The organism is Streptomyces poriticola (assembly GCF_036689765.1).
Taxonomy (GTDB): Bacteria; Actinomycetota; Actinomycetes; order Streptomycetales; family Streptomycetaceae; genus Streptomyces; species Streptomyces poriticola.
This window is the reverse complement of sequence record NZ_JBAGKH010000003.1, coordinates 298,335-323,400: the sequence shown is the minus strand read 5'-3', so window position 1 is coordinate 323,400 and position 25,066 is coordinate 298,335. Positions and strand designations below refer to the sequence as shown.

Here is a 25,066-nt window from a genome sequence, read left to right as displayed (position 1 = left end):
GGAATGGGTCCGGCGCGGGACGGTGGTGCGGCCGGGCGGACCGGCTCCCCGGCGGAAGCCGGCCTGGACTGCCGCGGCTGCTCGGACCGTCGGTGCGGGCGGTCAGCCCGGCAGCCGGGAGACCCGGCCCCCGTGCTCCTTCGCCACGGCCCTGGCGATCCGGACCGCGTCCAGGGCCAGTTCGCGAAGCATGCCGCTGATGGGGTTGGTGAAGCCGGTGAAGTACAGTCCGGGCGCGCCCTTCGGGGTGCGGGCGCCGCCGACGGCCGGTCCGCCGTCCGGGCCGAGCACCCCGAGGTGGCCGACCAGTCCCTCCAGGCCGCGGTCGTAGCCGGTGGCCGCGATCACGGCCTCCGGAGCGATGCGGCTGCCGTCGGCGAGCGCCACCTTGCCGTCCTCGAGGCTCTCCACGGCGGCCACGACCTCCACCCGGCCCTGGCGCACCGCGTCGACCAGGCCGACGTCCTGGACCGGAAGGGCGCCCTGCCGTGCCCGGCTCATCAGGCCGGTGTCCGGGCGGGGCAGTCCATGAGCCGACAGGTCGGGCGCGGTCAAGGGGGCCAGCAGGCGGGCGAGCCGGTCGACCAGACCGGTGGGCAGCCGGCGCACCAGGACGCCGGACTGCTGCGCCGCCCACCAGAGGGTCGAGCGGCGCACCAGGTGCGGGGCGGTGCGGACCGCCAGCCGCACCCGGGAGGCGCCGCCCTCCACCAGGTCGACGGCGATCTCGGCGCCGGAGTTCCCGACGCCGACCACGAGGACGTCGCGGCCGGCGTAGGGGCGGGCGTTGCGGTAGGCCGCGGCGTGGAGGAGCTCGCCGGTGTAGGCGGCGCGGCCGGGCCACTCGGGCAGGCGGGGGATGCGGTTGTAGCCGGTCGCGACCACCACGGCGGCGCCGGTCAGCTCACGGCCCCCGGTGGCGTGCAGCAGCCAGCCGGTGCCGTCGGGCGAGCGCTCGACGCGGGAGACCTCCACGCCGGTGACGATCTCCAGGGCATGGTGCTCGGCGTACTTCTCCAGGTACCGCACCACGTCGTCCCGGGCCGGCCACCGGCCGAAGCGGCGCGGCATCGGCAGGCCGGGCAGGCCCGACAGCCGGCGGGTGGTGTGCAGGTGCAGCCGGTCGTAGTGGCCCCGCCAGGACGCGCCGACCCGGTCGGACCGCTCGAGGACGACGGCGCGTATCCCCCGGGTCCGCAGGGCGTAGGCGACGGAGAGTCCGCCCGGTCCGCCGCCGATGACGTAGACGGGCCGTTCTGCGGGGTGTGCGCGGTTCCGTGCCGCCGGGTCGACGGGCGGGTCGGCGGACGTGGTCGGGGACGCTGTGGGGTCAAGCATGTGGCGAGCGTAATTGCCCACCTGCTTGATGGGTCTCGGTCAAGGCCGAAAGTGGTTGCGGATTGGTCACGAAGGGGGCGCGAAGGGGGCGTGGAGAGGACGTCGAGGGGGGTGGAGAGGACGTCGAGGGGCGTCGAGGCGGGTGGCGGCAGGTGGGGTCGGAGTGGTGGCGGTGGCCGGTTGCCGGGTGCGATTACCTGACGTACCGTCAGGCATGTTCGGGTGTACCTGGTTCCCGGCTCGGGAGAGACCATGAACGCGTTGGGCGGGGCGGACACGTTCACGCAGACGTACTGGGACGCGGCGGCGGACGGTCGGCTGCTGGTCCGGCGGTGCGGTGCGTGCGGGCGCGCGCATCACTACCCGCGCGAGTTCTGCCCCCACTGCTGGAGCGAGGACGTCGCCTGGGAGACGGCGAGCGGCCGGGCCACCCTCTACACCTGGTCCGTCGTGCACCGCAACGACCTGCAGCCCTTCCGGGACCGCACCCCCTATGTCGCGGCGGTCGTCGAGCTCGCCGAGGGACCGCGCATGATGACCGAGCTGGTGGAGTGCGGGGAGGGGGAGTCGCTGCGGGCGGGTCAGGCGCTGGAGGTCGCGTTCCGGGAAGGGCTGCCGGTGTTCCGGGCCGGGCGTGGATGACTCGGTGACCCGGCGGCGCTCCGAGTCCGGGCCGCCCGCCGGTCAGCCTGGCCGCGTCGGTCAGCCCGGTCGCGTCGGTGAGGCCGGTCGCGTCGGTGAGGCCGGTCGCGTCGGTGAGGCCGGTCGCGCCGTCTTGCCGGTCGCGCCGTCTTGCCGGTGACGGGCCGGCGGGCCGGTCACGGCCACAGCAGGTGCCGGCTCCAGCCCTCCTCCGTGCGCCGGTACGTCAGCCGGATGTGCCGCCGCAGGGCCTCGCCCTGGAAGAACTCGACCTCGTCCGGCTGGAGATGGAACAGCGTCCAGGACGGCACCGGCGCCTCCGGCTCCCGGCCCGCCCGCTCCCATGCCTCCGCCGAGGCCTGCGCCAGTTCGTCGAGCGAACCCAGCGGCCGGCTCTGGCGCCCGGTCAGCGCGGCGGCCAGTGCCCCGGTCGAGCGGGCGTGCAGGTCGGCCTGCGCCTCCGTGGACGGGGCGGCGGTGACCGGGCCGCGCAGCCGCACCTGGCGGCCCAGGACCGGCCAGTAGAAGGCGAGCGCGGCGTACGGGCGGGCGGCGAGCTGCCGGCCCTTGCGGCTGTCGGCGTGCGTGGCGAAGGACCAGCCGTCCCGGTCGGCGCCGTGCAGCATCACGATCCGGACGTCCGGCGTGCCGTCGGCGTCCGCGGTCGCCAGCGACACGGTGTGCGGCTCGGTCTGGCCGGCCGCCACCGCCGCCGCGAACCACTCGGCGAACAGCGGCAGTGGAGTGGCGGGGGCGCTGTCCGGGTCCAGGGGCGGCAGCTCGGTGACCGCCGGGTCCCACACCCGCAGTGACCTCAGCAGCTCGTGAAGATCGGGTTCCATACCCCGATTGTTCAACGCCGCGGCCTTCCGCGGCAGCGCAGCCCCCGACGGCACCGCCGCGGGGGCGCCGAGCGCACCCGTGCCGGTGCCGGGACCGACTAGATCGACCCCAGGTCGGACGACACCCAGCGCTTCGGCCGCATGCGGACGACGGTCTCCTCGCCGTGGTTGGCCTTGGCGAACTCGATGTAGCCGTCGACCTTCTCGGCGGGGAGGTAGCGGGTGGCGAGCTCCCGCAGGTGCGCCTCGGTGCCGGGGGTGGTGCCGACGACCGGGCCCTCGACCGACACGTACCGGATGGTGGGGTCGAGCCGGTCGACCATCAGCGAGAACCGGCCCGCCGCCTGGATCAGCTCGTACTTGCGGGAGGTGGTCCCCGTCAGGATCCAGACGTCACCGCCGGGCGCGTACTGGTACCAGATCGGCACGGTGAGCGGAGCGCGTCCCGGGCCCGCGTCGACCGACAGCGCGGCGATGTGGGGCTCGGCCAGGAACTGTGCACGCTCTTCGCGGGTCAGGGCCATGACGCTCTCCTCGGGGTGCTGGTGTGACCGGACGCTCACATGGCGTCACGGTACGGGAGGATATCCCCTTTGGCCCTGTTCACCCGTGTAGTCCCGGTCACCCATGTCCCGCCGCCGCGGTGGCTACTCCCGCCCCAGGACCACCGTCCCCGACGAGCAGAACCACCCGCCCGTCCCGGACGCCACCGCCAGCCGCGGCAGCGAGCCGTCGGCGCGGCGGACCTGCCGCGGGCCGCACTCGCCGCGCAGCTGCCGTACCGCCTCCGCCAGAAGAAACAGCCCGCGCATCCCCGGATGCTGGGCCGAGAGCCCGCCCCCGTCGGTGTTCACCGGCAGTTCCCCGCCCTCGACCCGAAGCCGCCCCTTCTGCACGAAGGCGCCGCCCTCCCCCTTCTTGCAGAACCCCAGGTCCTCCAGGGTCACCAGGGTCATGTAGGTGAAGGCGTCGTAGATCTCGGCGAGGTCCATCTCCTGCGGCCGCAGCCCCGCCCGTGCGAAGGCGAGCCGACCGCTGACCGCCGCCGGGGACACGGTGAAGTCGGGCCAGTCCGACATCGCGGCGTGGGAGACGTGCTCCCCGGTGCCGAGGAGCCAGACGGGGGCGGCACGGCAGTCCCGTACGTACTCCTCGCCGGCCAGCAGGACCGCCGCCCCGCCGTCGGAGCGCAGGCAGCAGTGCAGCTTGGTGAACGGGTCCGCGATCACGGGACCCGACAGCACGTCGTCGACGGTGATCGGCTCGCGGTACATCGCCTCGGGGTTGAGTGCGGCGTTGGCGCGGGCCTGGACCGTGACCTCGGCCAGTTGCTCCAGGGTGGTGCCGTACTGCGCCATGTGGCGGCGGGCGGCCATCGCGTACTTGGCGACGAGGGTGTGGCCGTAGGGCGCCTCGAAGCGGAGCGGGCCGTCGGCCCCGAAGGCGTAGGTGCCGGTGCGCCGGCCGGCCCGGATGTCGGCGCGGGCCGTCGAGCCGTAGGCCAGCAGTACCGCGCGCGCATGGCCCGCGATGATCGCGTCGGCCGCGTGCGCCGCCATGACCTCCCAGGTCGCACCGCCGACGGAGGTGGAGTCGACCCAGGTCGGCCGCAGGCCGAGATGCGCGGCGACCTCCACGGGAGCGAGCGTGCCCAGTCCGGCCGAGGCGAAGCCGTCGACCGTCTCCCGGTCGAGTCCGGCGTCCGCCAGGGCGCGGCGCGCCGCCTGGGCGTGCAGCGCGTAGGCGGAGGTTCCGTCCAGCCTGCCGCAGTCGGAGAGGGCGACACCGACCACGGCCACCCTGGTGGACCGCGACCGCGACCGGGACCGGGGCCGGCGCTGGGGCTGAGGTCGGGCCGGGAGCTGGGACCTGGACCGGGACCAAGACCGGGACCAAGACCGGGACTGCGGCTGGGACCGGGACGGGAGCCGGGACCCTGCCTCTGCCCCGGCCTCTGCCCCTGACTCCGACGCTGCTCGGCCGTTCGCGGAATCCGCACCCATGGAATCTGACGGTATATCAGATCTGTCGGATGCGGCAGGGGTCCGGCGGCCTCAGAAGGTGGCCAGCCGCTGCACGAGCAGAAACGCGCCGATGCCCAGCATCGCCGCCCCGGAGGTCCGGGTCACCGCACGTGCCGCGGCGGGGCGGGCGCCCAGCACGGCCCGGGCGGCGATCCCGACCGTGAGGTAGACGGCGGCGCAGCACGCCATGTGTGTCAGCCCCAGTGCGACGGTCTGCACCGGCACCGGCAGGTGTCCCTCCCCCGTGACCAGGAACTGGGGAAGCAGGGAGAGGTAGAGGAGCAGTCCCTTGGGATTGAGCCCGCTGATCGTGGCCCCGCGCAGAAAGACCCGTGCGGGCGTCGCCGAGGCCACCGTCTCGCCCGCGGTGCCCGGCGTGCCCGGCCGGCGCAGCACGCTCCACCCCAGCCACACCAGATACGCGGCCCCCACCACGGTCAGTGCCGTGAGCAGCGCGGGCGATCCGGCGACCAGCACCGCCAGCCCGGCCGCCGCCAGGGCCGTGTGCAGCGCGTAGCCGGCCACCAGCCCGCCCACCGCCCATGTCACGGCCCGGTCCCGCAGCCCCGCGGAGATCGCGTACGCCCAGTCCGCGCCCGGCACGCACACCAGCAGCAGGTCCAGGGCGAGAAAAGAGAGCAGCGTTCCCGAGTCCATGACGGGAAGATTAGGCCGAATCGGCGCGAAAGTGCTCCCGAAGTTTGCGCAGCATGGCCGATCATGAGGGAAGATATTCCCCATGGATGACATGGACCGGAAAATTCTTGCCGAGCTTCAGCAGGACGGGCGGCTGACCGTGACCGAGCTGGCCGCGCGGGTCCGGCTGAGCGTCTCACCGTGCCATCGCCGGCTCCGTGAGCTGGAGCGGTCGGGGGCGATCAGCGGGTACCGGGCGGTGGTGGAGCCGACCGCGGTCGGGCTGACCTTCGAGGCGCTGGTCTTCGTGTCGATGCGGCAGGAGGACCGGGAGACGGTCGTCGGTTTCGAGCAGGCGGTCAGCGAGGTGACGGAGGTGGTGGAGGCGCAGCGGCTGTTCGGGGAGCCCGACTATCTGCTGCGGGTGGTCACCGCCGACCTCGCCGCGTACCAGCGGCTCTACGACGAGCGCCTGGCCGCCCTGCCGGGCGTGCAGCGGCTGACCTCCACCCTGGTGATGAAGCACGTCGTACGGGACCGGCCGCTGCCCGCCTAGCGCGGCACCGGGCACGGAAGCCCCGTCCCGGAATGCGACAGGCGGCGGCCCGCTCGGGTGAGGGGGAACCACCCGAGATGAACCGCCGCCTGTCCGACAGGACTTGGGGGACTGACTGGGAAAGGGGAGGGCCGGACGCCGGCCGGACTATTTCGTCGGCTTCCTGCCCGTGATCCCCAGATGGACCAACAGCGCCAGATTCGGCTTCAGTTCGGTCTGCTTCACACCCCATGACGTGAACCCCTTCTGGTGCGAGGCCACCGCCGCCAGCATCGCGACCAGCGAGCCCGCGACCGCACCCGGATTCACGTCCTTGTCCACGCGGCCCTTGGCCTGCAGTTCGGCCACGGCGTCGGCGAGGGAATTGTTCACCGAGTTCAGGATCTTCATCCGGATCTTGTAGAACCGCTTGTCCCCCTCGGCGGCGCCGAGGTCCACGACCCGGAGGATGGCGTCGTTCTTCTTCCAGAAGTCCAGGAACCCCTCGACGAGGTCCTGGGCCGTCTGCCAGCCCGCCTTGCCCGCCCACGAGCGGCCCTCGACCAGTTCGGTCAACTGGGCGCCCTCGGCGGCCATTTGCTCGGCGATCTCCAGGACGGCGCCTTCGACATCCGGGAAGTACTGATAGAAGGTCGCGGGCGAAGTGCCCGCCTTCCGGGCGACATCGATGACCTTGACGTCCCGGTAGGGGGAGGAGCTGAGCATCTCGCTGAGGCAGTCGAGCAGCTTCTGCCGGGTCGCCTGCCCACGCCGGCCGGCCACGCGGCCGTCGACGGTACGCACTTGTCCTGTCATGCCGTCAGCTTACCGACGGGTGATGGGAGCGCGATTCGGCCGACTGCAAATGGGGTGTACGGGTGGTCGGAGGCTGGTGCGCCTGGTCTGCGCGGTGCCAGAGGCGCGGTTACTTTGGCGATATGGCCGAAAACAAGGCATCCGCGGATGAGAACGGGGCATCCGCGTACACAGAGGGCGTCCCCTGCTGGGTGGACGCACAGCTCTCCGACGTCGAGGCGGGCAAGCGCTTCTACGGCGAGCTCTTCGGGTGGACCTTCGAGGGCGGGGAGGGCACGGAGGGCGGGGAAGGCGGCGAGTGGACGTGGGCCCGGCTGGCGGGCGAACCGGTCGCCGGGCTGGTGCGCAAGACGGACGGCCGGATGCCCACCGTGTGGACGGTGTACTTCCACACCCCGGACGCGGCGGCGCTGGGCCGGCGCATCCGGGAGGGCGGCGGCCAGCTCGTCACCACGCCCCACCCCGTGGCCGACCTGGGCAGTACCGCACTTGCCGCCGATCCGCAGGGCGCCGTCTTCGGCCTGTGGCAACCCGGCCGCCACCCCGGCTTCGGCCGGCGGCACGAGCCCGGCTCCTTCGGCTGGGCCGAGCTGTACACCCCGGACACCGAGGCCGCCAACGGCTTCTACGGCGACCTCTTCCATGACGCCCTGTTCGGCCCCGGCGCCGACCCCGACGTCGGGCGCGCACCGGTCTCCGGGGTCTTCCCGGCGGAGATGCCGGCCCACTTCCTGGTCCACTTCGACGTCGCCGACTGCGAGGCCGCGCTGGGGACCGTGGCCCGGCTCGGCGGCCGGGTGCAGGTTCCGCCCTTCGAGACGTCGTACGGCGGTGTCGCGGTGGTCACCGACGGTCAGGGGGCGTCGTTCGCCCTGCTCCAGCGCTGATCCGGCCGCCCGCCACCCCCCACTCTCGGGTGATATATACCAGGACACCCCATTTGCCCCAGGGTTCGCCACCAGGGCTCAGGCCAGGAAGAATCGGGGTGCGTGCCGCCGCGGCGGTGCGGTGGTGAGACGCTGCACACGGCCGCGTACATATGTGGGTGACGCGGCTCGTACGGGGAGGTGGCAGGCAAGTGGTGGATCAGCTGACGCAGCACGATCCTCGGCGGATCGGGCCGTTCGAGGTGCTGGGACGGCTGGGGGCCGGCGGCATGGGGCTGGTCTATCTCGCACGGTCGGCGTCCGGCCGGCGCGTGGCGATCAAGACGGTCCGCACGGAGCTCGCCGAGGACCAGCTTTTCCGCGTCCGCTTCACCCGTGAGGTCGAGGCGGCCCGCGCGGTCTCCGGCTTCTACACGGCGGCCGTGGTCGACGCCGACCCCCGCGCCGCGGTGCCCTGGCTGGCCACCGCCTATGTGCCCGCGCCCTCCCTCGAGGAGATAGTGAACGAGTGCGGCCCGCTCCCGGCGCAGGCGGTGCGCTGGCTGGCGGCCGGGGTCGCCGAGGCGCTCCAGTCGATCCACGGTGCGGGCCTGGTCCACCGTGACCTCAAGCCCTCCAACGTCCTCGTCGTCGAGGACGGCCCCCGGGTCATCGACTTCGGCATCGCGTCCGGCGTGTCGAACACACGTCTGACGATGACCAACGTCGCCGTCGGCACCCCCGCCTACATGTCCCCCGAGCAGGCCAAGGACTCCCGCAGCGTCACCGGCGCCAGCGACGTCTTCTCCCTCGGCTCCACCCTCGTCTTCGCCGCCACCGGACACGCCCCGTTCCACGGCGCCAATCCGGTCGAGACCGTCTTCATGCTGCTGCGCGAGGGCCCCGACCTGGACGGCCTGCCCGAGGAACTGCGCCCGCTGATCGAGTCCTGTATGCAGATGGAGGCGGCCGGCCGGCCCAGCCCCGCGGACCTCCAGGCACAGCTCGCCCCGCACCTCTTCGGTTCCGGCTCCGACGACAGCGGTACGGCCTCGGCGTGGCTCCCCGAGCGCGCGGTGAGCCTGATCGAGGCCCGCCGCAACGGCCGCCCGCCCGCCAAACCCGCCACCGGCCACGGACACGGCGGCCGGAGCGGCGGCAGCGGCGGCCCCCGCCCGCCCGCGGTCCCGCCCCCGCCGGCCCACGACCCCGTCGTCCCCGCCCCGCCGGTCCCCGTCGGCGCCCCCGACCCCGGCCCCGTACGGCTGGCCGGCGCCGCCGTGCCGATCGGTCCCGGGCCCCGGGTCGCCGACATGCGCGCCGCCGCCGTCCAGGCGCCGCCCCCCGAGGCCGCGCTGGCCGGTTCCTGGTCCAGACCCCGCCCCGGCGTCAACGGCGCCGACCCCGCCGTACCCGCCGCGCCACCCACCCCCGCCGCGCCCCCGGAGGCGGCGGGCGCCGGCTGGCGCCCGTGGCGGTTCCGTATGTCCAACGACGTCTGGGGCACCCCGGCCGTCGCCGACGACCTGGTCTACGTCACCTCCTTCGAGGTGCACGCCCTCGATGTGGCGACCGGCCGCCGCCGCTTCAAGACCCGCGACGTCGCCTGGTCCATGGCGGTCGCGGACGGCCGGGTGCACGCCTCCGACGGTCCCACCCTCTTCGCCCTGGACGCACGCGAGGGCACCGACCTCTGGCGTCTGCAGACCGACGCCTGGGTGTACTCCCTCAAGGCCGACCGGGGCACCGTCCTCACCGGCACCCGCGGCGGCGGTGTCCAGGGCTGGGAGGCCGGCAACGGCCGCAGACTGTGGGAGATCACCGGCGCCCAGACCGACTTCGAGTCGCCGGAGGCCGGCCCGGCGCTGCACGACGGCACCGCGTACGTCTGGCAGGACGCCCGGCTGCGCGCCCTCGACGCCCGCACCGGCGACGAGCGCTGGTCGTACCCGATCGGTGACGCGGCCTCCTGCGGCGGCGTACCGGTCCGCGTCACCCACGCGCCCGACGGCTACGCCTACGTCTGCGCGGGCACCCGCGTCCTCGCCCTCGATGCGGCGAGCGGCCATGTGAAGTGGCACTTCGAGGCCCCCGCCGTCTTCCTCTCCCCGCCCGCCTTCGTCCCCGGCCCGGCGGTCGCCGGAGGCGGCGTCTACCTCGCCGACTACCTCGGCACCGTCTACGCCCTCGACGCCGCCGACGGCCGCGACCGCTGGCGGATCGCCACCGAGTCCCGGTCCTCGACCGAGCCGGTCCTGGTCGCCGCCGGTCACGTCCACGTCGGCAGCGGCAAGGGCCTGTACACCCTGGACGCGGTCACCGGCACCCCCAAGTGGCGCTTCCAGGCGGGCGGCGACATCGTGGGAGCCCCCTCGGTGGCCGAGGGCCGCATCCACTTCGGCTCCACCGACCACCTCCTCTACACGCTGAAGGCGGACGACGGCCGCCTGCGCTGGAAGCTCGCGACCGGCGGCGAGATCACCGGCTCCCCGGTGGTCCGGGACGGCATCGTGTACGCGTGCAGCAAGGACCGCTGCGTGTACGCGCTGGACGCCGAGAAGGGGACGGGGACGGCCCGGACGACCTGAGCCGGGCTCGCGGTCGCGGCGCGTACCCCGCTGTGGCGCTGCGGTGACCTGCGTGTGACAGCGGTCCACTACCGTGGAGCCATGCGCTCACGGAAGAAGGAGGTGAGGATGTGCAGACGACGGCCCGAAAGGTGTGGATGACCGGGACGACGATTCCGGTGGTCCTCACCCGGAGCTGCTTCTACTCGGGACCACTTGACCTGGTGTCCGGCTGCCTCGGTGTCCAACTGCCTCGGCGACCAGCCGACTTCGTGGCCCACTGACCGGGTGACCCGGTGACCTTCGGCGGGGCCCGGGACTCGAACCCGGGCCCCGCCCGCATACCGTCCTCACCGGCCGCCCCAGGTCGTCACCCCGTTCGTCGTCCCGTGCCGGCATCCCGTTCGTCACCGGGTACGGAACCCGCCCCCGCGCCGCCCGGCGAACAGCTCCGCCTGCCGCTCGGCCGGGAGGTTCCCGAGTGCCACCAGATGCGGCGCCTGCGCGAACCCGCTGGCCACGGCACTCTCCCGCGCCGTCCACAGCGCCCGCACCGTCCCCTGCACCGCGGCGGCCGGATACCCGGCGAGGACGGCGGCGCAGCCGACGGCCGCGGCCACCGCACCGCCGGGCTCGACGACCTCGGACACCAGCCCGGTCTCGTACGCCCGCCGGGCGGACACCCGCTCGGCGGTCCCCATGAGCATCATCCGCGCGGCTTCCCCGTACGGCATCCGCTGCGCCATCAGCACGGACTCGTAGGCGGCGACCATCCCGTACGAGGTGTGCGGGTCGAAGAAGGCGGCCGTCGTGTCCGCGACGACGAACTCCGCCTCTCCCAGCAGGTAGAAGGCGCCCCCGCAGGCCATCCCGGACACCGCTGCGACGACCGGCTTCCACAGGTCGTTGGCCTTGGGGCCGATCCGCAGCAGCGGATCGTCCTGCATGTACGGCGAGGCCGGCTGCGGTACGACGGCGTCCCGGTCGAGGCCGGTGCAGAAGGCCCGGCCCCCGGCCCCGGTGAGTACGACGGCCCGCACCGAGTCGTCGTACCGGAACCCGCTCCACACCGCCGCCAGTTCCTCCGCCATGGCGAGATCGACGGCGTTCAGCCGCCCGGGCCGGTCCAGGGTGACGACGGCGACGCCGGTCTCCTCGTCGGCGTCGACCCGCACCCCGGCCCCTGCTCCGGCTCCTGCTCCGGCCCCGGCCCCGCTCACGCCCGCTCCGGCACCCACTGCGGCACCCCGTCGGCGGAGAAGACGACCCGCACCCGCTCCCCGATCCGCACCGCCCCCGGCGGCACCGACCCGATCCCGGCCCCCGCCTCCGGCACCACGTTCCCGACCAGCCGGATCCGCGGATCCTCCGCCAGCTCCACGACGACGACGTGGTACGGCGCGTGCGCCGCGTAGCCGGGCAGCAGCGGCGGATGGGCGACGACGTACGACCAGACCCGCCCGCGCCCCGACACCGCCCGCCACGCGCTCGCGAACGACCGGCAGCCAGGACAGCAGGGCCGGGGCGGGAAGCGCAGCAGCCCGCAGTCGGCGCAGGCCTGGACACGCAGCTCACCGCGGGCGGCGTACTCCCAGAAGGGGGCGCCGTCCGAGTCGACGACCGGGGTCAGCAGGGCCATGCCGGACTCAGCTCCTCAGCAGCAGGGCCGACGTGGGCACGCCCTCGCCGGCGGTGACGAGACAGGTGGCGGCGCCCGGGACCTGCGCGGTACTGGTCCCGCGGAGCTGCTTCACACCCTCGTTGATCAGGTTGAACCCGTGCACGTAGGCTTCGCTGAGCCCGCCCCCGCCGGTGTTGAGCGGCAGCCGCCCGCCGATCTCCAGGGCACCGCCCTCGGTGAACGGGCCGCCCTCGCCGCGCCCGCAGAAGCCGTACCCCTCCAGGGACAACGGCACCAGCGCGGTGAACGCGTCGTAGATCTGGGCGACGTCGACGTCCCCGGGGCCGAAGTCGGCGTGCTTCCACAGGTGCCGGGCGGCGGTCCAGGCGGGCCCGGTCAGCGGGTCGTCGGTCCAGTAGTTGACCATGCCGTGGTGCTGGGCGGGCAGCCCCTGCGCGGCGGAGTGCACGTACACGGGCCGGTGCCGGCAGTCCCGGGCCCGCTCGCGCGAGACGACGACACAGGCCAGCGCCCCGTCCGTCTCCAGGCAGTTGTCGAAGAGGCAGAGCGGTTCGCTGATCCACCGGGAGGTCATGTACATCTCGCGGGTGAGCGGACGGTCGTACATGACCGCGTCGGGGTTCTGATTGGCGCGGTTGCGGCAGGCGAGGGCGACGTGGAAGAGGTGGTCGCGGGTGGCACCGTACTCGTGCAGATAGCGGCGGGTGAGCATGGCGATCTCGTCGGCGGGCCGCAGCAGTCCGAAGGGCCGCGTCCACTGCGCGGGGGTGGGCAGTTGGACGGCGGTGTTCGTCCACGGCCGCGGCCCGGACCCGCGTTTGCGCGACCGCCAGGCCACGCCCACGCTCGCCTGCCCGCTCGCGATCGCGGCGGCGAGGTGGGCGACGGTGGCACAGGAACCGCCGCCGCCGTAGCCGACCTTGCTGAAGAAGGTCAGGTCCCCGAAACCGACCGCCTTCGCCAGCTCCACCTCGTCCGTCTCCTCCATGGTGTACGAGGCGAGGGCGTCGACCTCACCGGGCGCGATCCCGGCGTCGTCGAGCGCGGCGAGGACGGCACGGCAGGCGAGGGTGCGCTCGTCCTCGGGGAGCCGCCTGGCGAACGCCGTCTGCCCGATGCCGACGACGGCGGTGGCGTCCTTGATGCCGGTGCCGGTGCCGGTGCGGGGGCCGGGGGCTCCTGGGGCGGGGATTCCGGGTACGGACATGGACCCTCCGCGTTCCGCCGGGGTACGTCCGTCGCTGACGACGGACGACTGACGAATCGTCAGAGTAGCGCTAATCTGACGATCCGTCAGCTACTTGCCTGCGAGGGGAAAGAGGCGGCGCGATGCGTGGAGACGACAAGTGGCGCGAATGGCTCACCGTCCCGGGACTGGTCCGCTCCGCGGCGGAGCGGTACGCGGACGCGGAGGCCGTGGTGGAGGGCCGCACCAGGATCTCGTACACCGAACTGGGCGCCCGCGTGGAACGATCGGCGGCGGCCTGCCTGGCCCACGGCGTCACCCCCGGCGACCGGGTCGCCGTGTGGGCGCCCAACTCCCTGGACTGGCTGGTCGCGGCTCTCGGAGCGGTCTCGGCCGGCGGTGTGCTCGTCCCGCTCAACACTCGCTTCAAGGGCACGGAGGCGGTGGACGTGCTGCGCCGCAGCGGGGCGCGGCTGCTGTTCGTGACGGGGACGTTCCTGGGGACGTCGTACGTGGCGTCGCTGCGGCGGGCAGCGGGAGAGGGAGAGGGAGAGGGAGAGGGAGAGGGAGAGGGAGGGGCACAGGGGCAGGAGCAGGGGCGGCGGACCCGGACCGGCGCCGGTCCGCTGCCGGGGCTGCCCGAACTGCGGGAGGCGGTGGTGTTCGCGGAGGACGCCCCGCCGGGATTCGGGACGTGGAAGGACTTCCTGGCCGCGGGGGAGGGCACGTCCCCGGCGGAGGCCAGGGCCCGGATGTCCGAGCTGACGCCCGGGATGGCGTCGGACGTGATCTACACGTCCGGCACGACGGGGCGCCCCAAGGGTGTGGCCGTCACGCACGCGCAGACGCTGCGCGCCTACGAGACCTGGAGCGACCTGGCGGGCCTGCGCCGCACCGACCGCTATCTGATAGCCAACCCCTTCTTCCACACCTTCGGCTACAAGGCGGGTGTACTGGCCTGCCTGATGCGCGGGGCGACGATGATCCCGCAGCCGGTCTTCTCCGCGGACACGACGCTGGCGACGGCGGCGGCGGAACGGGTCACCACCCTCCCGGCCCCGCCGGCCCTGCTCCGGGCCCTCCTCGACCACCCGGGCCGCGGCTCCTACGACCTGACCTCCCTCCGCCTGGTGGTGACCGGGGCGTCGGTGGTCCCGCTCAGCCTGGTGGAACGCCTCCGCGACGAACTCGGCGTGGCGACGGTCCTGACCGCGTACGGCCTGTCCGAGGCGAGCGGCATCGTCACGATGTGCCGCCGCCACGACCCGCCCACGGTGATCGCGTCGACGTCGGGACGCGCGATACCCGGGGTGGAGGTGCGGATCGTGGACACCGCGGGGCGGATCCTCCCTCCCGGCTCCCCGGGCGAGATCCTGGTCCGCGGCTTCAACGTCATGCGGGGCTACCGGGGTGACGACCGGGCCACGGCGGAGGCCGTCACCGTCGACGGCTGGCTGCACACGGGCGACGTCGGCGCCCTGGACGCTCACGGCAATCTGCGCATCACCGACCGCCTCAAGGACATGTACATCGTCGGCGGGTTCAACGCCTACCCGGCAGAGATCGAGCAGTTCCTGCTCCGGCACCCGGAGGTGACGGACGCCGCGGTGATCGGCGTCCCGGACGAGCGACTCGGCGAGGTCGGCCAGGCGTGGGTGGTCCGCACGTCGGGGGCCCTGCTGACGGAGGCCGAACTCATCGCGTGGGCACGCCGGGAGATGGCCAACTACAAGGTCCCGAGATCGGTGCGGTTCGTACGGGCCCTTCCCCGGAACGCGAGCGGAAAGGTCCTGAAGGGGCAGCTGAGGGAGGCGGCTGCGAACCCGGCCGACGAGATGTGACCCGACGAGATGTGACCCGACCAGGCATGACCCGACGAGAGGGGAGCTGACGAGAGGGGAGCTGACGAGAGGGGAGCTGACGAGAGAAGACCCGTGGAGGACGCGAGCCGACGAGAGGCGAGCCGACGAGAGGCGAGCTGACGAGCAGGGTGTTCCGCTCGCCCGGACCGCGCCCGCCGGAGGAGCCTGCCGACCCCACGCCCACCGTGACGCCGGGGCACGCCTACCATGATCATCGTGCCGGACGGATCCGACTCATCCGCCGACGGGGCACGTCGATCACCACCGGGGGCATCGTCGTAATGCGGGGGGACACGTTCGTGATGGGGACAGTGCCGGGCCGTCCGGTCGTCGCGGTCCTGGCTCTCGCGGGAATCGCCGCGAGTGTCCTGGTCGGCCGGGGCGGCCTCGACACCGTGGTCGGCTGCGGAATCACCAGCGACACGTTCGCCTCCCAGACCGCGAAGGACTGGGTCGGCAACGCCGATCACGTCGTCGTGGCCAGTGCGACGGCGGAACAGGACTCCAATCGACGGGACTTCGACGAGGGGCCGATCGCGTACCGGACCGACCGCACCGTGACCTTCCGCGCAGACGACGTCCTGTGGTCCGCCGAGCGTCCACGGCAGCGGCTGGGCCAGGACTTCGACCTGGTGGCTGCGGGCTGGAACGCCTACCGGGCGAGCGGGAAGCGCACCGAGCGGACGACCGCGGAAGCGCCCCGCCTGGAACCCGGGCACACCTACCTCCTCGCCCTCCGATGGGTCTCCGGCGGGTGGGCCGTCCTCGGAGAGGGCGCCGCCGTCCCGTTCGACGACGGCGTCGCCGGCCAGGGGGAGTGGTGCGGACGCGTGCTGGGCAAGGACGACGTCGCACTGGGCGAGCGCTTCTCCCGACTGGACGATCACAGCCTCGAGAAGGCGGTCCACGGTCAGGACGAGCAGGCCGTCCGGCGCGAACTCGAGGCGGCCGGCGCGGCACCGCCGTCCCCCTGAGCGGGAAGTACGGCCGCCGACGCGCCCCTTCACCCGGACAGGGACGTGAACGGGGGCGCTAGCTCGGCCGGACGTCCCTGACGAAGACGACCGCGTCGGCGTCGGCCAGGTGGGACGGGTCGAGCGGGGCGTAGCCGAACCAGGGCGACACGCGGAGCGGGGGGCGGGTGGCGTCCAGGGCGGTGGCCAGTCCTCGGGTGTCTATGACGGAGCGGTCCCGCGGGAGTTCGTACAGGAGTCCCTCGAGGGTGTCCGGCGGGGGTGTGTCCACTCCCCGGTGCCGCATCGTGCCGAGTGCGGTGGGCAGGAAGGCGTACTCCTCCCCGAGCCGGGCGCTCACCAGGGCACCCGCGCTCCACCACTCCACCGGGCCCTGCCACATCCGCATCGTGCCCTTCGCCCGCTGGAGATGGGCGTTGTGGGCGTGGACGAGTACCGGACCCCGCTCGGCGAGGGCGAGGAGGTTGTGGGCCATCATCCCGTCCCGCACGGCGAGCAGCCAGTTCATGCGGGCCGGTGAGGTGTCGGCCATCCAGTGGTGGTAGCGCAGCAGGCCGGTCGCGGTGCGTGCGTACAGGCGGGCCCGGTCCAAGTCGTCGCCGCAGGCCGAAGCGAGCAGATGCGGTGTCTGCTGGTCGAGCAGGGCCGACAGGTCGTCGGCCAGCAGCCGCAGTTGCCCGGCGTCCGCCGAGCGTCCCACGGACCGGGACGGGTCCGTCATCGCGGCCGGATCGGTCCACCGGTCGTCGGCCCCGAGAAGGCGCTCGAGCGTCTCCCCGGTGCAGGGCAGCAGGGCCGCGTCCACCCGGGCCGCGAGGTAGCCGTGGAGTGCGGCGAGGGCCTGTCGGGGGCTCGCTGCGTGGGTGATCTCCAGGGGGCCGTCGAAACCGGCGAAGCGGAGCCGGTCGGAGGCCGGACGGCCGTCGTTGTGGGCGCGCATCCAGCGCACGAGCTCGCGGTTGGCCGCGGAGGTGCCCCAGCCGTGGCTGAACCCGTGTTCCACGGCCTCGTCGAGCGTGCCCGTGCCGCAGCTGACGTAGTCGTCCACGAGCAGGCCCGTCATGCAGTCGCTCTCGACCGCGATCGTCCGGTAGCCCTCCTGCTCGACAAGCTGCCGGAAGAGCTCGTTGCGCAGATGGAGAAGGGTGTCCTCGCCGTGGGCCGGCTCGCCCAGGGCGAGCAGCCGGGGCCTGGCGGGGAGCAGCCTCATGACGGCGGCGGCCGAGACGGCGGCGGCGTCCTTGACGTCGGTAACCATGGATTCAACGGTATCGTTGAACCTCCGGTGGAGACTTTGTCGCGATCAAGCCCCCGCTATGGTGGATTCAATGGGGAGAAACCTTAAAACTGCTGATCGGCTGCGGCCGGTCGATCTCGCGCGCGGACACGGTCTGTCCACGCAGGCGATCCGGAACTACGAGGCGGCGGGCATCCTTCCGGCCGCCGATCGCACCCCCCACGGCTACCGCACCTACACCCCGCTGCACGCGTCGGCCCTGGGTGCCTTCCTCGCCCTGGTGCCCGGTCACGGCCATGCGACGGCGACGGCGATCATGCGGGCCGTGAACGAGGACGTGGCCGAGGAGGCGTTCCGCCTCATCGACGAGAGCCACGCCCAGCTCCTCGACGACCGGCGGACCCTCCAGGCGGTGGAGAGCGCCCTCCGCGACCTCGGGCCCGTCACGGAGTCCGGTCCCGGCGCCACCTTCATCGGACCCCTGGCCGCGAAGCTCGGCATCCGGCCGGCGACGCTGCGCAAGTGGGAGCGCGCCGGGCTGGTGCACCCGCGCCGCGACCCGCGGACCGGGTACCGCGTCTACGACGAGGCGGACGTCCGGGACGCCCGGCTGGCCCACCAACTCAGGCGGGGCGGCTATCTGCTGGAGCAGATCGCCCCGCTGATCGCCCGGGTACGGGAGGCCGGCGGGCTGGAACCGCTGGAGGCCGCGCTGGTCGACTGGCACGGCAGGCTCTCCGCCCGCGCCCGGTCGATGCTGGCCGGCGCCGCGCACCTGGAGTCGTACCTCCGCGAGCGCGGCTGAGCCGCCGCCGGACCAGTGGCCGGGCCACCACCGGAGCGAGGCCCGTGTCCGCACGGGCGGTGGCGCGCGTGAGGCGAGCGGTCCGCCGCCCCGAACGGATCCCGTGGCCCCGTCCGTTCCGCGGCGTCGGACCGCCGGGGAACGGACGAGACCGGACGTGGGCCCTCAGACCTGTGGAGAACCGCGCTCAGTCACGCCCACGCGTGGGCTCCGGCATCTGCACCCCGGCCATGAACGCGGTCCACGCGGCCGTCCGGAAGCGCAGCTCGGGGCCGTCCCCGGCCCGCTTCGAGTCCCGTACCGGGACCAGGCCGGGGACGCCGACGGCGACCTCGACGCAGTTTCCGCCGCTGCCGTTGCTGTAGCTGCTCCTGCGCCAGCGGACCGTGGTGCCGGTACTCAAGTCATTCTCGATGCTTGCCATTTCGGTAGTCCTCAGCCGCTTCCTCGATCATCGCGAGGGACGCCTCCGGCGGCAGAGCGGCGGCCCTGAGCCGATCGTACGACCTGCGGTACTCCTTCACGAGGGCCGGTTCGTCGATGGTGTCCCCGGTGTGCAGGGACTCGGTGTAGACGAGCGGCGGGGCGTCCGGGAAGGACATCAGCATCGCGGTGCCGAGCATGAAGGGGTGCGGCAGGCCGGTGTTCCACGGCAGTACCTGTGGAGTGATCCGGGGCCGCCTCGCCAGCTCCACCACCCGCTCCAACTGTTCGGCCATCTCCGCCGGAGGGAGGATCGGCCGCCGGACGAGCGACTCGTCCAGGACGACCCAGTACTCGGGTGTCGCGGCGTCGGCGTCGAAGAGACGCCCGCGCGCCAGCCGGGCCTGCACCTTCTCGTCCGTCGTCTCCGGCCGCTCCAGCGGGTGCGTGGCCCGCACGACCGCGCGTACGTACGCGGAGGTCTGCAGCAGGCCCGGGAAGAGGGTCGGGCACCACTCCTCGATGACGTCCGCGTGGCGCTCGGACTCCAGTACCTTCTCGAAGTACTTGGCGTGGCCCTTCCGCCGGGCCTTGCGCACGTCCTCGCAGCGCCGGGCGAAGAAGCCGTCCGTGCCGAGCACCTGGTCGACATGCTCGGCGAGTTCGCGCGGCATTCGGCGCTCGCCGCGCTCGATCTCGCTGAGGTGGCTCAGCCCGTAGAAGCTGCCCTCCGCCAACTGCTGGAGCGTCAGCCCCGCCTGCTCGCGCTGCCAGCGCAGCTCCTTGCCGTAGAAGCTCGGGACGCTCTCCGACCCGTCGATGTCCTTGCGTCGCATCTCGACCCACCTGCCGATTCCGTAACTCCACCACCACAGCGCCCGGTTCCGCGCTTCGCGACCGGAAAGCCGGAGCCCTTTCACGGTACGCGGATCGACCCCACACTGTGACTGATTCATCACGGAGAGCATGGAACTCATGCCCGCAAGGAGAGGCGCACGCCGATGCAGTCACCGCCGCCCCCGGCCCCCGGGTCCTCGCCGCCCCCTTTCCGGCCGCCCACGGCCTATGACATGACCCTCTGCGCGGAGGCGCTGCGCACCGCGCTCGCCGCGCACGGCATCACGCTGCCGTCCCTCCGCGTGGACCTGCCGAGCTTCGCGGGCGCGTACCGGCAGCCGGAGGCGGCCGGCCTGATCGCGCTCGGCAACTGCAACACCGCCACGGCATGGCGGCTGGCGGAGGCCCTCCGGAAAGCGGCTGAGGGATGAGCGCGGGCGATCGGCAGCGGCTGCAGCGGCTGCAGCAGCGGCCGGCCGCTCTCCGGCTCGTTCTTCCGGCACTTCCGGAGGCGGTCCCCGAGGTGCGGCGGGCGGTGCGCGAGTTCCTCGGCGGGTCCTGCGGCGCGGCCGAGCTGTGCGTCACGGAGCTGCTGGCCAACGTGATCCGGCACGTCGGAGAAGGGGTGCCGGTGAGCGTGCGGGTGGCGGCTGCGCCGCCCGACGGCCGTATTCGCGTCGAGGTCACCGACCCGGCCCCGCAGTCGCTGCCCGCACCGCTGTGCCCCGGCGCCGACGACGAGTCCGGTCGGGGGCTGGCTCTGCTGGACGCGGCGGCGTCGAGATGGGGGGTGCAGGTCGGTGCGCCAGAGGTTCCCCGGAGGGGTCGCCTCCGCACACGCGTCGGCCGCGGCGGCGTCCCCTCCGCGCCGCCGCGGCCGATCCCCCCTGGGTGAGGCCTACTTGCCGTGCCGGTCCAGGGCCGGAGGGGCGGGCATCTGGTTGTCCATGGTGACGATCGGCTCGTCCCCCACCGGCGGCGCGGGCATCTGGTTGTCCATCGTGACGATCGCCTCGCCGTCGGCCGGAGGCGTGGGCATCTGGTTGTCCTGTGGCTCGGCGGGTGTGGCCTTCTGCTCGCTCATCGAGTCGTACTCCTCTGCAATGGCAAGGGCTGCGTAAGGAACACCCGCCCGGAAGCTCCCCCGAGGGCCTCCGGACGGGTGTTCGGAGCCGAACAGTAACCCGGTCGGCTTCCGCGAGACCGTCTGCCCCCCGACGCGACGGTCTGACCCCTGAAGAGTGGCGGAGAGGGATAAACGAATGCTGAACGCCCCCGTTCTCGCTCGTCAGCCGCTGCTCAGGCCGCGTCGGCCGGGGCGAGCAGAGCGCGTACGTCGTCGGCTTCGGCGACGCTCGTCTCCTCGTAGAGCTTCAGTGCCTCGCGCCAGCACGCCCTCGCCCGGTCCACCTGGCCGAGCTCCGAGAGCGCCCTCCCCAGGAGCGTGAGTACGTTGCCCCGCATCCGGTCACCACCGATGCAACCGGTGGCGAGGGCCTGTTCGGCATGCTGGGCCGCCTGGGCCGGACGATGGGCGGCCGCGTGTGCTTCGGCGATCCTGAAGTGGGTGGTCCCCTCCCAGAGCCGCTGTCGGTGATCCGCGAAGATGGTCAGGGCCTCGTCGAACTGTACGAGGGCTTCTGCGGGACGGTCCGCCTTCGTCAAGGCCATGCCAAGGGCGTAGTGGCCGTTGGCCAGCCTCATGGTCCGGCCCAGCTCCGCAAGGAGGCCGATCCCGTGCTGGGCGATGTCGACGGCCTTCGCGATGTTGCCCATGGCCAGATGGGCGCGAGACAGGTTGAACAGCGTCGTTGCCTCGCCTGCGCGATTGCCTGCCGTGCTGAAGCCGCGGATCGCCTGATCGAAGAAGACCTTGCCGTCCGCGTACTGGTGCTGGTGCAGCGAGATGAGCCCCCGGTCGTTGGCCGCCCAGCTGCCTGCGGCCACGTCCTGTGCCACGGCGGCCCGGTCCATGGCGAGCCGCGCCTCGTCCCCGGCCTGCTGGATGCGTCCGGAGACCAGCAGGGCGTTGGTGAGCGTCGTACGCGCCCGGCCCTCGGTGCGGAGATCGCCCACCGTCTGGGCGGCCTCGGACACCGCGACGGCGGTCGACTCGTACTGGCGGGCATTCGCGCCCGATTCCGCAAGGTCCTTGGCGGCCCAGAGAAGGTCGACACCGCGACGCAGCCGCTCCGTGCCCACGGACTGCCGCACCGAGGCGAGCAAGCACTCACCTTCGGTGTAGAGCCAGTCCAGGGCTGCCGTTCCTTCGCTGAACCGCATCCCCTCGTGCTCCGTGGGCTCCAGATGCTCCACCAGCCGGTCCCCCGGCCGTTCGATCGCGTAGACCCTTGCCGCCGTCGCCAGGTAGAAGTCCAGCACCCGGGACAGCGCAGCCTCCCGTTCGCTCGCCGACGACTCGTCCCGCTCCGCGCAGGCACGGGCGTAGAGGCGGACCAGGTCGTGGAACCGGTACCGGCCCGGCGCCGCCGACTCCAGCAGGGACGTGTCGACCAGGGACTCCAGCAGGTCCTCCGTCTCCTCCACCGGGAGGTCGAGCACGGCCGCCGCTGCCGCCAGGGAGATGTCCGGGCCGTCGGCCAGGCCCAGGAGGCGGAAGGCGCGGGCCTGGGCCGGCTCCAGCTGGCCGTAGCCCAGCTCGAACGTCGCCTCGACCGCCAGGTCGCCCGCCTGGAGTTCGTCGAGCCGGCGCCGCTCGTCGGCCAGCTTCGCGGCGAGCACCGACACCGTCCACGTCCGGCGGGCCGCCAGCCGGGACGCCGCGATGCGGATCGCCAGGGGCAGGAAGCCGCACGCCGCCACCACGTCCAGGGCCGGCTGGCGTTCCGAGGCCACCCTCTCCTCGCCCACGATCTTCGTGAACAGGGCGAGGGCCTCTTCCGGTGACATCACGTCCAGGTCGACCAGATGCGCGCCCGCCAGGTCGAGCATCCGGACGCGGGAGGTCACCAGGGCGGCGCAGCCCGCCGTCCCGGGAAGCAGCGGTCTCACCTGGGCGGCGTCCCGCGCGTTGTCCAGCACGACCAGGACCCGGCGGCCGTCGAGGACCGAGCGGTAGAGGGCCGCCCGCTCCTCCAGCGTGTCCGGGACGGCCGAGTCCGCGGTGCCCAGTGCGCGGAGGAAGGAGCCCAGGACCGTCTCCGGTTCGGCGGCCCGCGCACCCGCACCCCCCAGGTCGACGTAGAGCTGCCCGTCCGGGAAGGTGCCGCGCGCCGCGTGGGCCACATGGACGGCCAGCGTGGTCTTGCCGACGCCGCCGATGCCGGCCAGTGCCGACACGGCCATCACCCGGGACTCGGCGCCGGAGGCCGAGGCCAGGACGTCGCTCAGCTCGCGGACGAAGGACGCCCGCCCGGTGAAGTCCGGCACGGTGGCCGGGAGCTGCGCCGGACGCACCGGCACGGACGCCGGTTCGGCGGCCTGCGCCGACGGCTCGGCCAGACCGGGGTCGGCGCGCAGCACGCGCTGCTGCAGTTCGCGCAGGCCGGGCCCGGGGTCCACCCCGAGCTCCTCCGACAGCAGCCGCCGCGTGTCGGCGTACACCGCCAGCGCCTCCGCCTGGCGTCCGCTGCGGTAGAGCGCCAGCATCAGCAGCTCGCGCAGGCGTTCGCGCAGCGGGTGGGCGGCGGTCAGCGCGGTCAGTTCCGAGACCGCCTCGGCGTGGCAGCCCTGTTCCAGGTCCATGTCGAGGCAGGTCTCGAGCAGCTGCAGGCGCCACTCCTCGAGGCGGACCCGCTGGGCCTCCGCGTACGGACCGGGTACTCCGGCCAGCGCCCCGCCGTTCCACAGGGCCAGGGTGCGGCGCAGTACGTCCCGGGCGTGGCACAGGTCCCCGGCGTTCTTCGCCTTCTCCGCCGCGGCGGCCAGGTCCTGCGCGACCGCCAGGTCCAGCGCCCCCTGGGCAAGCCCCCGCACCGCGTATCCGCCGGACTCGCTGACCAGCACCCCGGCGTCCAGTGCCTTCCGCAGCCGGGAGGCGTACGTCCGTACCGCCGCCAGCGCCTGCGACGGCGGTTCCTCGCCCCACAGGGCGTCGATCAGCTCGGCCGCCGTGGCCGTCCGGCCCTCGCGCAGCAGCAGGGCGGCGAGCAGGGCGCGTTGCTGGGGGGAGCCGGTGGGCAGCGGCTCCTCTCCCCGCCAGGCACGCACCGGGCCGAGCACCCCGAAGCGCAGGGGTGCCACCGCCGGTTCCGCCGAGGAGCCGCCGGCGCTCCGCTGCTCCGGAACCCGCGGTTCACCGTCCATGCCGTCCCCCTAGACATCCTGAGCAACCCTGTCAGTCTGCCTTGCCCATGCCGACCGCGTCAGCCGTGCGAGACGCCGATCACAGGTCCGATCACCGGCCGGATCACGGCCCCGGCCGCATACCCGGTCACAGAACCGGTCGAGGGTCTGATCCCCCGGCCACGCAGCTGACGGTTCGTCAGATCAGCGCTACCGTGCCCCCATGAACACCGCGCGCACCGATCGCCCGTTCCCCCTGATCATCTCCGTCGACGACCACACCGTCGAACCCCCGGACGTCTGGCAGGACCGGCTCCCGAAGAAGTACCGGGACTCCGGTCCGCGTATCGTCCGCGCGCCGCTGAAGGAGATGTCCTTCCTCGGCGGGCGGTTCAGGCCCGTCATGGGCGCGCGGGGTGACGACGGGCCCGTCGGGGACTGGTGGGTCTACGAGGACCTGCACCGGCCGCTCACCCGGCTCGACACCGCCGTCGGGTACGGGAGGGACGAGATCAAGCTCGAAGTGATCACGTACGAGCAGATGCGACCCGGTTCGTACGACGTTCCCGCCCGGCTCGCCGACATGGATCTCAACCATGTCCAGTCCGCCGTCTGTTTCCCCACCTTCCCCCGCTTCTGCGGGCAGACCTTCACCGAGGCCGCCGACCGCGAACTCGCCCTCCTCTGCGTCCGCGCCTACAACGACTGGATGGTGGAGGAGTGGTGCGGGGCCCGGGCCCACGGGCGGCTCGTGCCGCTCACCCTCGTCCCGCTCTGGGACGCCGGGCTGGCCGCCGCGGAGGTCCGCCGGAACGCCGCCCGCGGCGTCCGTGCCGTCGCCTTCTCCGAGATACCCCCGCATCTCGGCCTGCCGTCCGTGCACACCGACGCGTGGGACCCCTTTCTCGCCGCCTGTGACGAGACCGGCACCGTGATCGCCATGCACATCGGCTCCAGCAGCCGGATGCCCAGCACCTCCGCCGACGCGCCGCCCGCCGTGGGCTCCACCATCACCTTCGCCAACTGCTGCTTCTCGATGGTCGACTGGCTGATGAGCGGCAAGTTCGAGCGGTTTCCCGATCTCCGGATCATGTACGCCGAGGGGCAGATCGGCTGGATTCCGTACATCCTGGAGCGCGCGGACGTCGTCTGGGAGGAGAACCGCGGCTGGGGCGGGGTCGCCGACAAGGTGCACCGGCCGCCGTCGGAGCTGTTCGCCGACCATGTCCACGGCTGCTTCTTCGACGACGCCTTCGGGCTGCGCAACCTGGACTCCATCGGGGTCGGCAACGTCCTGTACGAGACCGACTACCCGCACTCCGACTCCACCTGGCCCGCCTCCCGCCAGGTCGGCGAGGCGCAGATGGGGCACCTGGACCCGGACGTGACCGAGAGGATCGTGCGCGGCAACGCCATCGAGCTGCTGGGGCTCGCCCCGGACGGCCTGTGGGGCGGGGCGGCGCGGTGAGCGGCCCGGCGGGCGCCCCGTCGGAGACCCCGGGCACACCGGCAGAGCCACCGCGTGCACCGGCCGGATCTCCGCGTGCACCGGCCGGATCTCCGCGCGCCCCCGTACGGCTCGCCTACGG

24 protein-coding genes are annotated in these 25,066 nt (G+C 73.1%); 10 read left to right on the top strand and 14 right to left on the bottom strand.

The window, feature by feature from the left end:
• Window positions 1-102 precede the first annotated feature (102 nt).
• On the bottom strand, window positions 103-1,338 hold the full coding sequence (locus V5O46_RS06565; RefSeq protein WP_332883475.1) for a flavin-containing monooxygenase: 1,236 nt from the start codon (window positions 1,336-1,338) through the stop codon (window positions 103-105).
• A gap of 252 nt (window positions 1,339-1,590) precedes the next feature.
• Here V5O46_RS06565 and V5O46_RS06560 point away from each other — a divergent pair, with 252 nt between their 5' ends.
• Entirely contained in the window at window positions 1,591-1,980 is a 390-nt protein-coding gene (locus tag V5O46_RS06560) for a Zn-ribbon domain-containing OB-fold protein (protein ID WP_332883474.1), read from the top strand.
• A 176-nt stretch (window positions 1,981-2,156) separates the two neighbouring features.
• Here the strand turns inward: V5O46_RS06560 and V5O46_RS06555 are convergent, their stop codons facing one another.
• From V5O46_RS06555 to V5O46_RS06540, 4 genes are all read right to left on the bottom strand, one after another.
• Window positions 2,157-2,822 carry a pyridoxine/pyridoxamine 5'-phosphate oxidase gene (locus V5O46_RS06555; RefSeq protein WP_332883473.1) on the bottom strand — a complete coding sequence of 222 codons (666 nt, stop codon included), beginning with the start codon at window positions 2,820-2,822 and terminating at the stop codon, window positions 2,157-2,159.
• A 98-nt stretch (window positions 2,823-2,920) separates the two neighbouring features.
• The gene (locus V5O46_RS06550) at window positions 2,921-3,346 is read right to left on the bottom strand and encodes a pyridoxamine 5'-phosphate oxidase family protein (RefSeq protein WP_332883693.1); all 426 of its coding nucleotides are present in this window, start codon (window positions 3,344-3,346) and stop codon (window positions 2,921-2,923) included.
• A gap of 123 nt (window positions 3,347-3,469) precedes the next feature.
• The gene (locus tag V5O46_RS06545) at window positions 3,470-4,621 is read right to left on the bottom strand and encodes a thiolase C-terminal domain-containing protein (RefSeq protein ID WP_332883472.1); all 1,152 of its coding nucleotides are present in this window, start codon (window positions 4,619-4,621) and stop codon (window positions 3,470-3,472) included.
• Between the two features lie 255 nt (window positions 4,622-4,876).
• Window positions 4,877-5,503: a LysE family translocator gene (locus tag V5O46_RS06540; RefSeq protein ID WP_332883471.1), complete on the bottom strand. Its 627-nt coding sequence runs from the start codon at window positions 5,501-5,503 to the stop codon at window positions 4,877-4,879.
• An 82-nt stretch (window positions 5,504-5,585) separates the two neighbouring features.
• Here V5O46_RS06540 and V5O46_RS06535 point away from each other — a divergent pair, with 82 nt between their 5' ends.
• A complete protein-coding gene (locus V5O46_RS06535; protein ID WP_332883470.1) occupies window positions 5,586-6,038 on the top strand; it encodes an Lrp/AsnC family transcriptional regulator in 453 nt (150 codons plus the stop codon).
• Between the two features lie 147 nt (window positions 6,039-6,185).
• Here V5O46_RS06535 and V5O46_RS06530 read toward each other — a convergent pair whose 3' ends face one another.
• Window positions 6,186-6,833, bottom strand: coding sequence for a TetR family transcriptional regulator (locus V5O46_RS06530; protein WP_332883469.1), 648 nt, complete (start codon window positions 6,831-6,833; stop codon window positions 6,186-6,188).
• Window positions 6,834-6,955: 122 nt separating this feature from the next.
• On the opposite strand from V5O46_RS06530, the gene V5O46_RS06525 reads away from it, so the two are divergent.
• The gene (locus V5O46_RS06525) at window positions 6,956-7,720 is read left to right on the top strand and encodes a VOC family protein (protein ID WP_332883468.1); all 765 of its coding nucleotides are present in this window, start codon (window positions 6,956-6,958) and stop codon (window positions 7,718-7,720) included.
• Between the two features lie 191 nt (window positions 7,721-7,911).
• Window positions 7,912-10,287: an outer membrane protein assembly factor BamB family protein gene (locus V5O46_RS06520; protein WP_332883467.1), complete on the top strand. Its 2,376-nt coding sequence runs from the start codon at window positions 7,912-7,914 to the stop codon at window positions 10,285-10,287.
• A gap of 386 nt (window positions 10,288-10,673) precedes the next feature.
• Here the strand turns inward: V5O46_RS06520 and V5O46_RS06515 are convergent, their stop codons facing one another.
• Genes V5O46_RS06515 through V5O46_RS06505 form a run of 3 tightly spaced genes read right to left on the bottom strand, consistent with a single transcriptional unit; the run spans window position 10,674 to window position 13,115 of the window.
• Window positions 10,674-11,486: an enoyl-CoA hydratase/isomerase family protein gene (locus V5O46_RS06515; RefSeq protein WP_332883466.1), complete on the bottom strand. Its 813-nt coding sequence runs from the start codon at window positions 11,484-11,486 to the stop codon at window positions 10,674-10,676.
• Window positions 11,483-11,899 carry a Zn-ribbon domain-containing OB-fold protein gene (locus tag V5O46_RS06510; RefSeq protein ID WP_332883692.1) on the bottom strand — a complete coding sequence of 139 codons (417 nt, stop codon included), beginning with the start codon at window positions 11,897-11,899 and terminating at the stop codon, window positions 11,483-11,485. Before V5O46_RS06510 ends, V5O46_RS06515 begins: the two co-directional genes overlap by 4 nt.
• A 13-nt stretch (window positions 11,900-11,912) precedes the next feature.
• Window positions 11,913-13,115 carry a lipid-transfer protein gene (locus V5O46_RS06505; protein ID WP_332883465.1) on the bottom strand — a complete coding sequence of 401 codons (1,203 nt, stop codon included), beginning with the start codon at window positions 13,113-13,115 and terminating at the stop codon, window positions 11,913-11,915.
• Between the two features lie 122 nt (window positions 13,116-13,237).
• On the opposite strand from V5O46_RS06505, the gene V5O46_RS06500 reads away from it, so the two are divergent.
• On the top strand, window positions 13,238-14,935 hold the full coding sequence (locus V5O46_RS06500) for a fatty acid--CoA ligase family protein (protein WP_332883464.1): 1,698 nt from the start codon (window positions 13,238-13,240) through the stop codon (window positions 14,933-14,935).
• 323 nt (window positions 14,936-15,258) lie between these two features.
• Window positions 15,259-15,930: a hypothetical protein gene (locus V5O46_RS06495; RefSeq protein WP_332883463.1), complete on the top strand. Its 672-nt coding sequence runs from the start codon at window positions 15,259-15,261 to the stop codon at window positions 15,928-15,930.
• A gap of 58 nt (window positions 15,931-15,988) precedes the next feature.
• Here V5O46_RS06495 and V5O46_RS06490 read toward each other — a convergent pair whose 3' ends face one another.
• Entirely contained in the window at window positions 15,989-17,188 is a 1,200-nt protein-coding gene (locus tag V5O46_RS06490) for an erythromycin esterase family protein (protein ID WP_332883462.1), read from the bottom strand.
• Between the two features lie 70 nt (window positions 17,189-17,258).
• On the opposite strand from V5O46_RS06490, the gene V5O46_RS06485 reads away from it, so the two are divergent.
• Window positions 17,259-17,972 (top strand): TioE family transcriptional regulator, encoded by a 714-nt coding sequence (locus tag V5O46_RS06485; protein WP_332883461.1) that lies wholly within the window; start codon window positions 17,259-17,261, stop codon window positions 17,970-17,972.
• Window positions 17,973-18,159: 187 nt separating this feature from the next.
• On the opposite strand, the gene V5O46_RS06480 is transcribed toward V5O46_RS06485, so the two are convergent.
• Together V5O46_RS06480 and V5O46_RS06475 are read right to left on the bottom strand one after the other, a co-directional pair.
• Complete coding sequence (locus V5O46_RS06480; RefSeq protein WP_332883460.1) at window positions 18,160-18,396, bottom strand: DUF397 domain-containing protein; 237 nt, start codon at window positions 18,394-18,396, stop codon at window positions 18,160-18,162.
• Window positions 18,377-19,231: a helix-turn-helix domain-containing protein gene (locus V5O46_RS06475; RefSeq protein ID WP_332883459.1), complete on the bottom strand. Its 855-nt coding sequence runs from the start codon at window positions 19,229-19,231 to the stop codon at window positions 18,377-18,379. The genes V5O46_RS06480 and V5O46_RS06475 overlap by 20 nt, the downstream gene beginning before the upstream one ends.
• A gap of 234 nt (window positions 19,232-19,465) precedes the next feature.
• Here V5O46_RS06475 and V5O46_RS06470 point away from each other — a divergent pair, with 234 nt between their 5' ends.
• Window positions 19,466-19,663, top strand: a complete 198-nt coding sequence (locus V5O46_RS06470) for a hypothetical protein (RefSeq protein ID WP_332883458.1) — start codon at window positions 19,466-19,468, stop codon at window positions 19,661-19,663.
• Window positions 19,660-20,127, top strand: coding sequence for an ATP-binding protein (locus tag V5O46_RS06465; protein ID WP_332883457.1), 468 nt, complete (start codon window positions 19,660-19,662; stop codon window positions 20,125-20,127). Before V5O46_RS06470 ends, V5O46_RS06465 begins: the two co-directional genes overlap by 4 nt.
• Before the next feature lie 3 nt (window positions 20,128-20,130).
• On the opposite strand, the gene V5O46_RS06460 is transcribed toward V5O46_RS06465, so the two are convergent.
• Both V5O46_RS06460 and V5O46_RS06455 read right to left on the bottom strand, forming a co-directional pair.
• On the bottom strand, window positions 20,131-20,316 hold the full coding sequence (locus V5O46_RS06460; protein WP_332883456.1) for a hypothetical protein: 186 nt from the start codon (window positions 20,314-20,316) through the stop codon (window positions 20,131-20,133).
• A 215-nt stretch (window positions 20,317-20,531) separates the two neighbouring features.
• Entirely contained in the window at window positions 20,532-23,498 is a 2,967-nt protein-coding gene (locus V5O46_RS06455; protein WP_332883455.1) for an AfsR/SARP family transcriptional regulator, read from the bottom strand.
• 202 nt (window positions 23,499-23,700) lie between these two features.
• On the opposite strand from V5O46_RS06455, the gene V5O46_RS06450 reads away from it, so the two are divergent.
• The gene (locus tag V5O46_RS06450) at window positions 23,701-24,945 is read left to right on the top strand and encodes an amidohydrolase family protein (RefSeq protein ID WP_332883454.1); all 1,245 of its coding nucleotides are present in this window, start codon (window positions 23,701-23,703) and stop codon (window positions 24,943-24,945) included.
• Window positions 24,946-25,066 lie beyond the last annotated feature (121 nt).

Excerpts from the sequence above, each read along its gene's own strand:
- V5O46_RS06450 (WP_332883454.1), top strand. The coding sequence starts at position 23,701 with ATGAACACCGCGCGCACCGATCGCCCGTTCCCCCTGATCATCTCCGTC.
- V5O46_RS06480 (WP_332883460.1), bottom strand. The coding sequence starts at position 18,396 with ATGGCAAGCATCGAGAATGACTTGAGTACCGGCACCACGGTCCGCTGG.
- V5O46_RS06555 (WP_332883473.1), bottom strand. The coding sequence starts at position 2,822 with ATGGAACCCGATCTTCACGAGCTGCTGAGGTCACTGCGGGTGTGGGAC.
- V5O46_RS06505 (WP_332883465.1), bottom strand. The coding sequence starts at position 13,115 with ATGTCCGTACCCGGAATCCCCGCCCCAGGAGCCCCCGGCCCCCGCACC.
- V5O46_RS06560 (WP_332883474.1), top strand. The coding sequence starts at position 1,591 with ATGAACGCGTTGGGCGGGGCGGACACGTTCACGCAGACGTACTGGGAC.
- V5O46_RS06495 (WP_332883463.1), top strand. The coding sequence starts at position 15,259 with ATGGGGACAGTGCCGGGCCGTCCGGTCGTCGCGGTCCTGGCTCTCGCG.
- V5O46_RS06530 (WP_332883469.1), bottom strand. The coding sequence starts at position 6,833 with ATGACAGGACAAGTGCGTACCGTCGACGGCCGCGTGGCCGGCCGGCGT.
- V5O46_RS06460 (WP_332883456.1), bottom strand. The coding sequence starts at position 20,316 with ATGAGCGAGCAGAAGGCCACACCCGCCGAGCCACAGGACAACCAGATG.
- V5O46_RS06490 (WP_332883462.1), bottom strand. The coding sequence starts at position 17,188 with ATGGTTACCGACGTCAAGGACGCCGCCGCCGTCTCGGCCGCCGCCGTC.
- V5O46_RS06470 (WP_332883458.1), top strand. The coding sequence starts at position 19,466 with ATGACCCTCTGCGCGGAGGCGCTGCGCACCGCGCTCGCCGCGCACGGC.
- V5O46_RS06550 (WP_332883693.1), bottom strand. The coding sequence starts at position 3,346 with ATGGCCCTGACCCGCGAAGAGCGTGCACAGTTCCTGGCCGAGCCCCAC.
- V5O46_RS06485 (WP_332883461.1), top strand. The coding sequence starts at position 17,259 with ATGGGGAGAAACCTTAAAACTGCTGATCGGCTGCGGCCGGTCGATCTC.
- V5O46_RS06535 (WP_332883470.1), top strand. The coding sequence starts at position 5,586 with ATGGATGACATGGACCGGAAAATTCTTGCCGAGCTTCAGCAGGACGGG.
- V5O46_RS06475 (WP_332883459.1), bottom strand. The coding sequence starts at position 19,231 with ATGCGACGCAAGGACATCGACGGGTCGGAGAGCGTCCCGAGCTTCTAC.
- V5O46_RS06500 (WP_332883464.1), top strand. The coding sequence starts at position 13,238 with ATGCGTGGAGACGACAAGTGGCGCGAATGGCTCACCGTCCCGGGACTG.
- V5O46_RS06465 (WP_332883457.1), top strand. The coding sequence starts at position 19,660 with ATGAGCGCGGGCGATCGGCAGCGGCTGCAGCGGCTGCAGCAGCGGCCG.
- V5O46_RS06455 (WP_332883455.1), bottom strand. The coding sequence starts at position 23,498 with ATGGACGGTGAACCGCGGGTTCCGGAGCAGCGGAGCGCCGGCGGCTCC.
- V5O46_RS06525 (WP_332883468.1), top strand. The coding sequence starts at position 6,956 with ATGGCCGAAAACAAGGCATCCGCGGATGAGAACGGGGCATCCGCGTAC.
- V5O46_RS06540 (WP_332883471.1), bottom strand. The coding sequence starts at position 5,503 with ATGGACTCGGGAACGCTGCTCTCTTTTCTCGCCCTGGACCTGCTGCTG.
- V5O46_RS06565 (WP_332883475.1), bottom strand. The coding sequence starts at position 1,338 with ATGCTTGACCCCACAGCGTCCCCGACCACGTCCGCCGACCCGCCCGTC.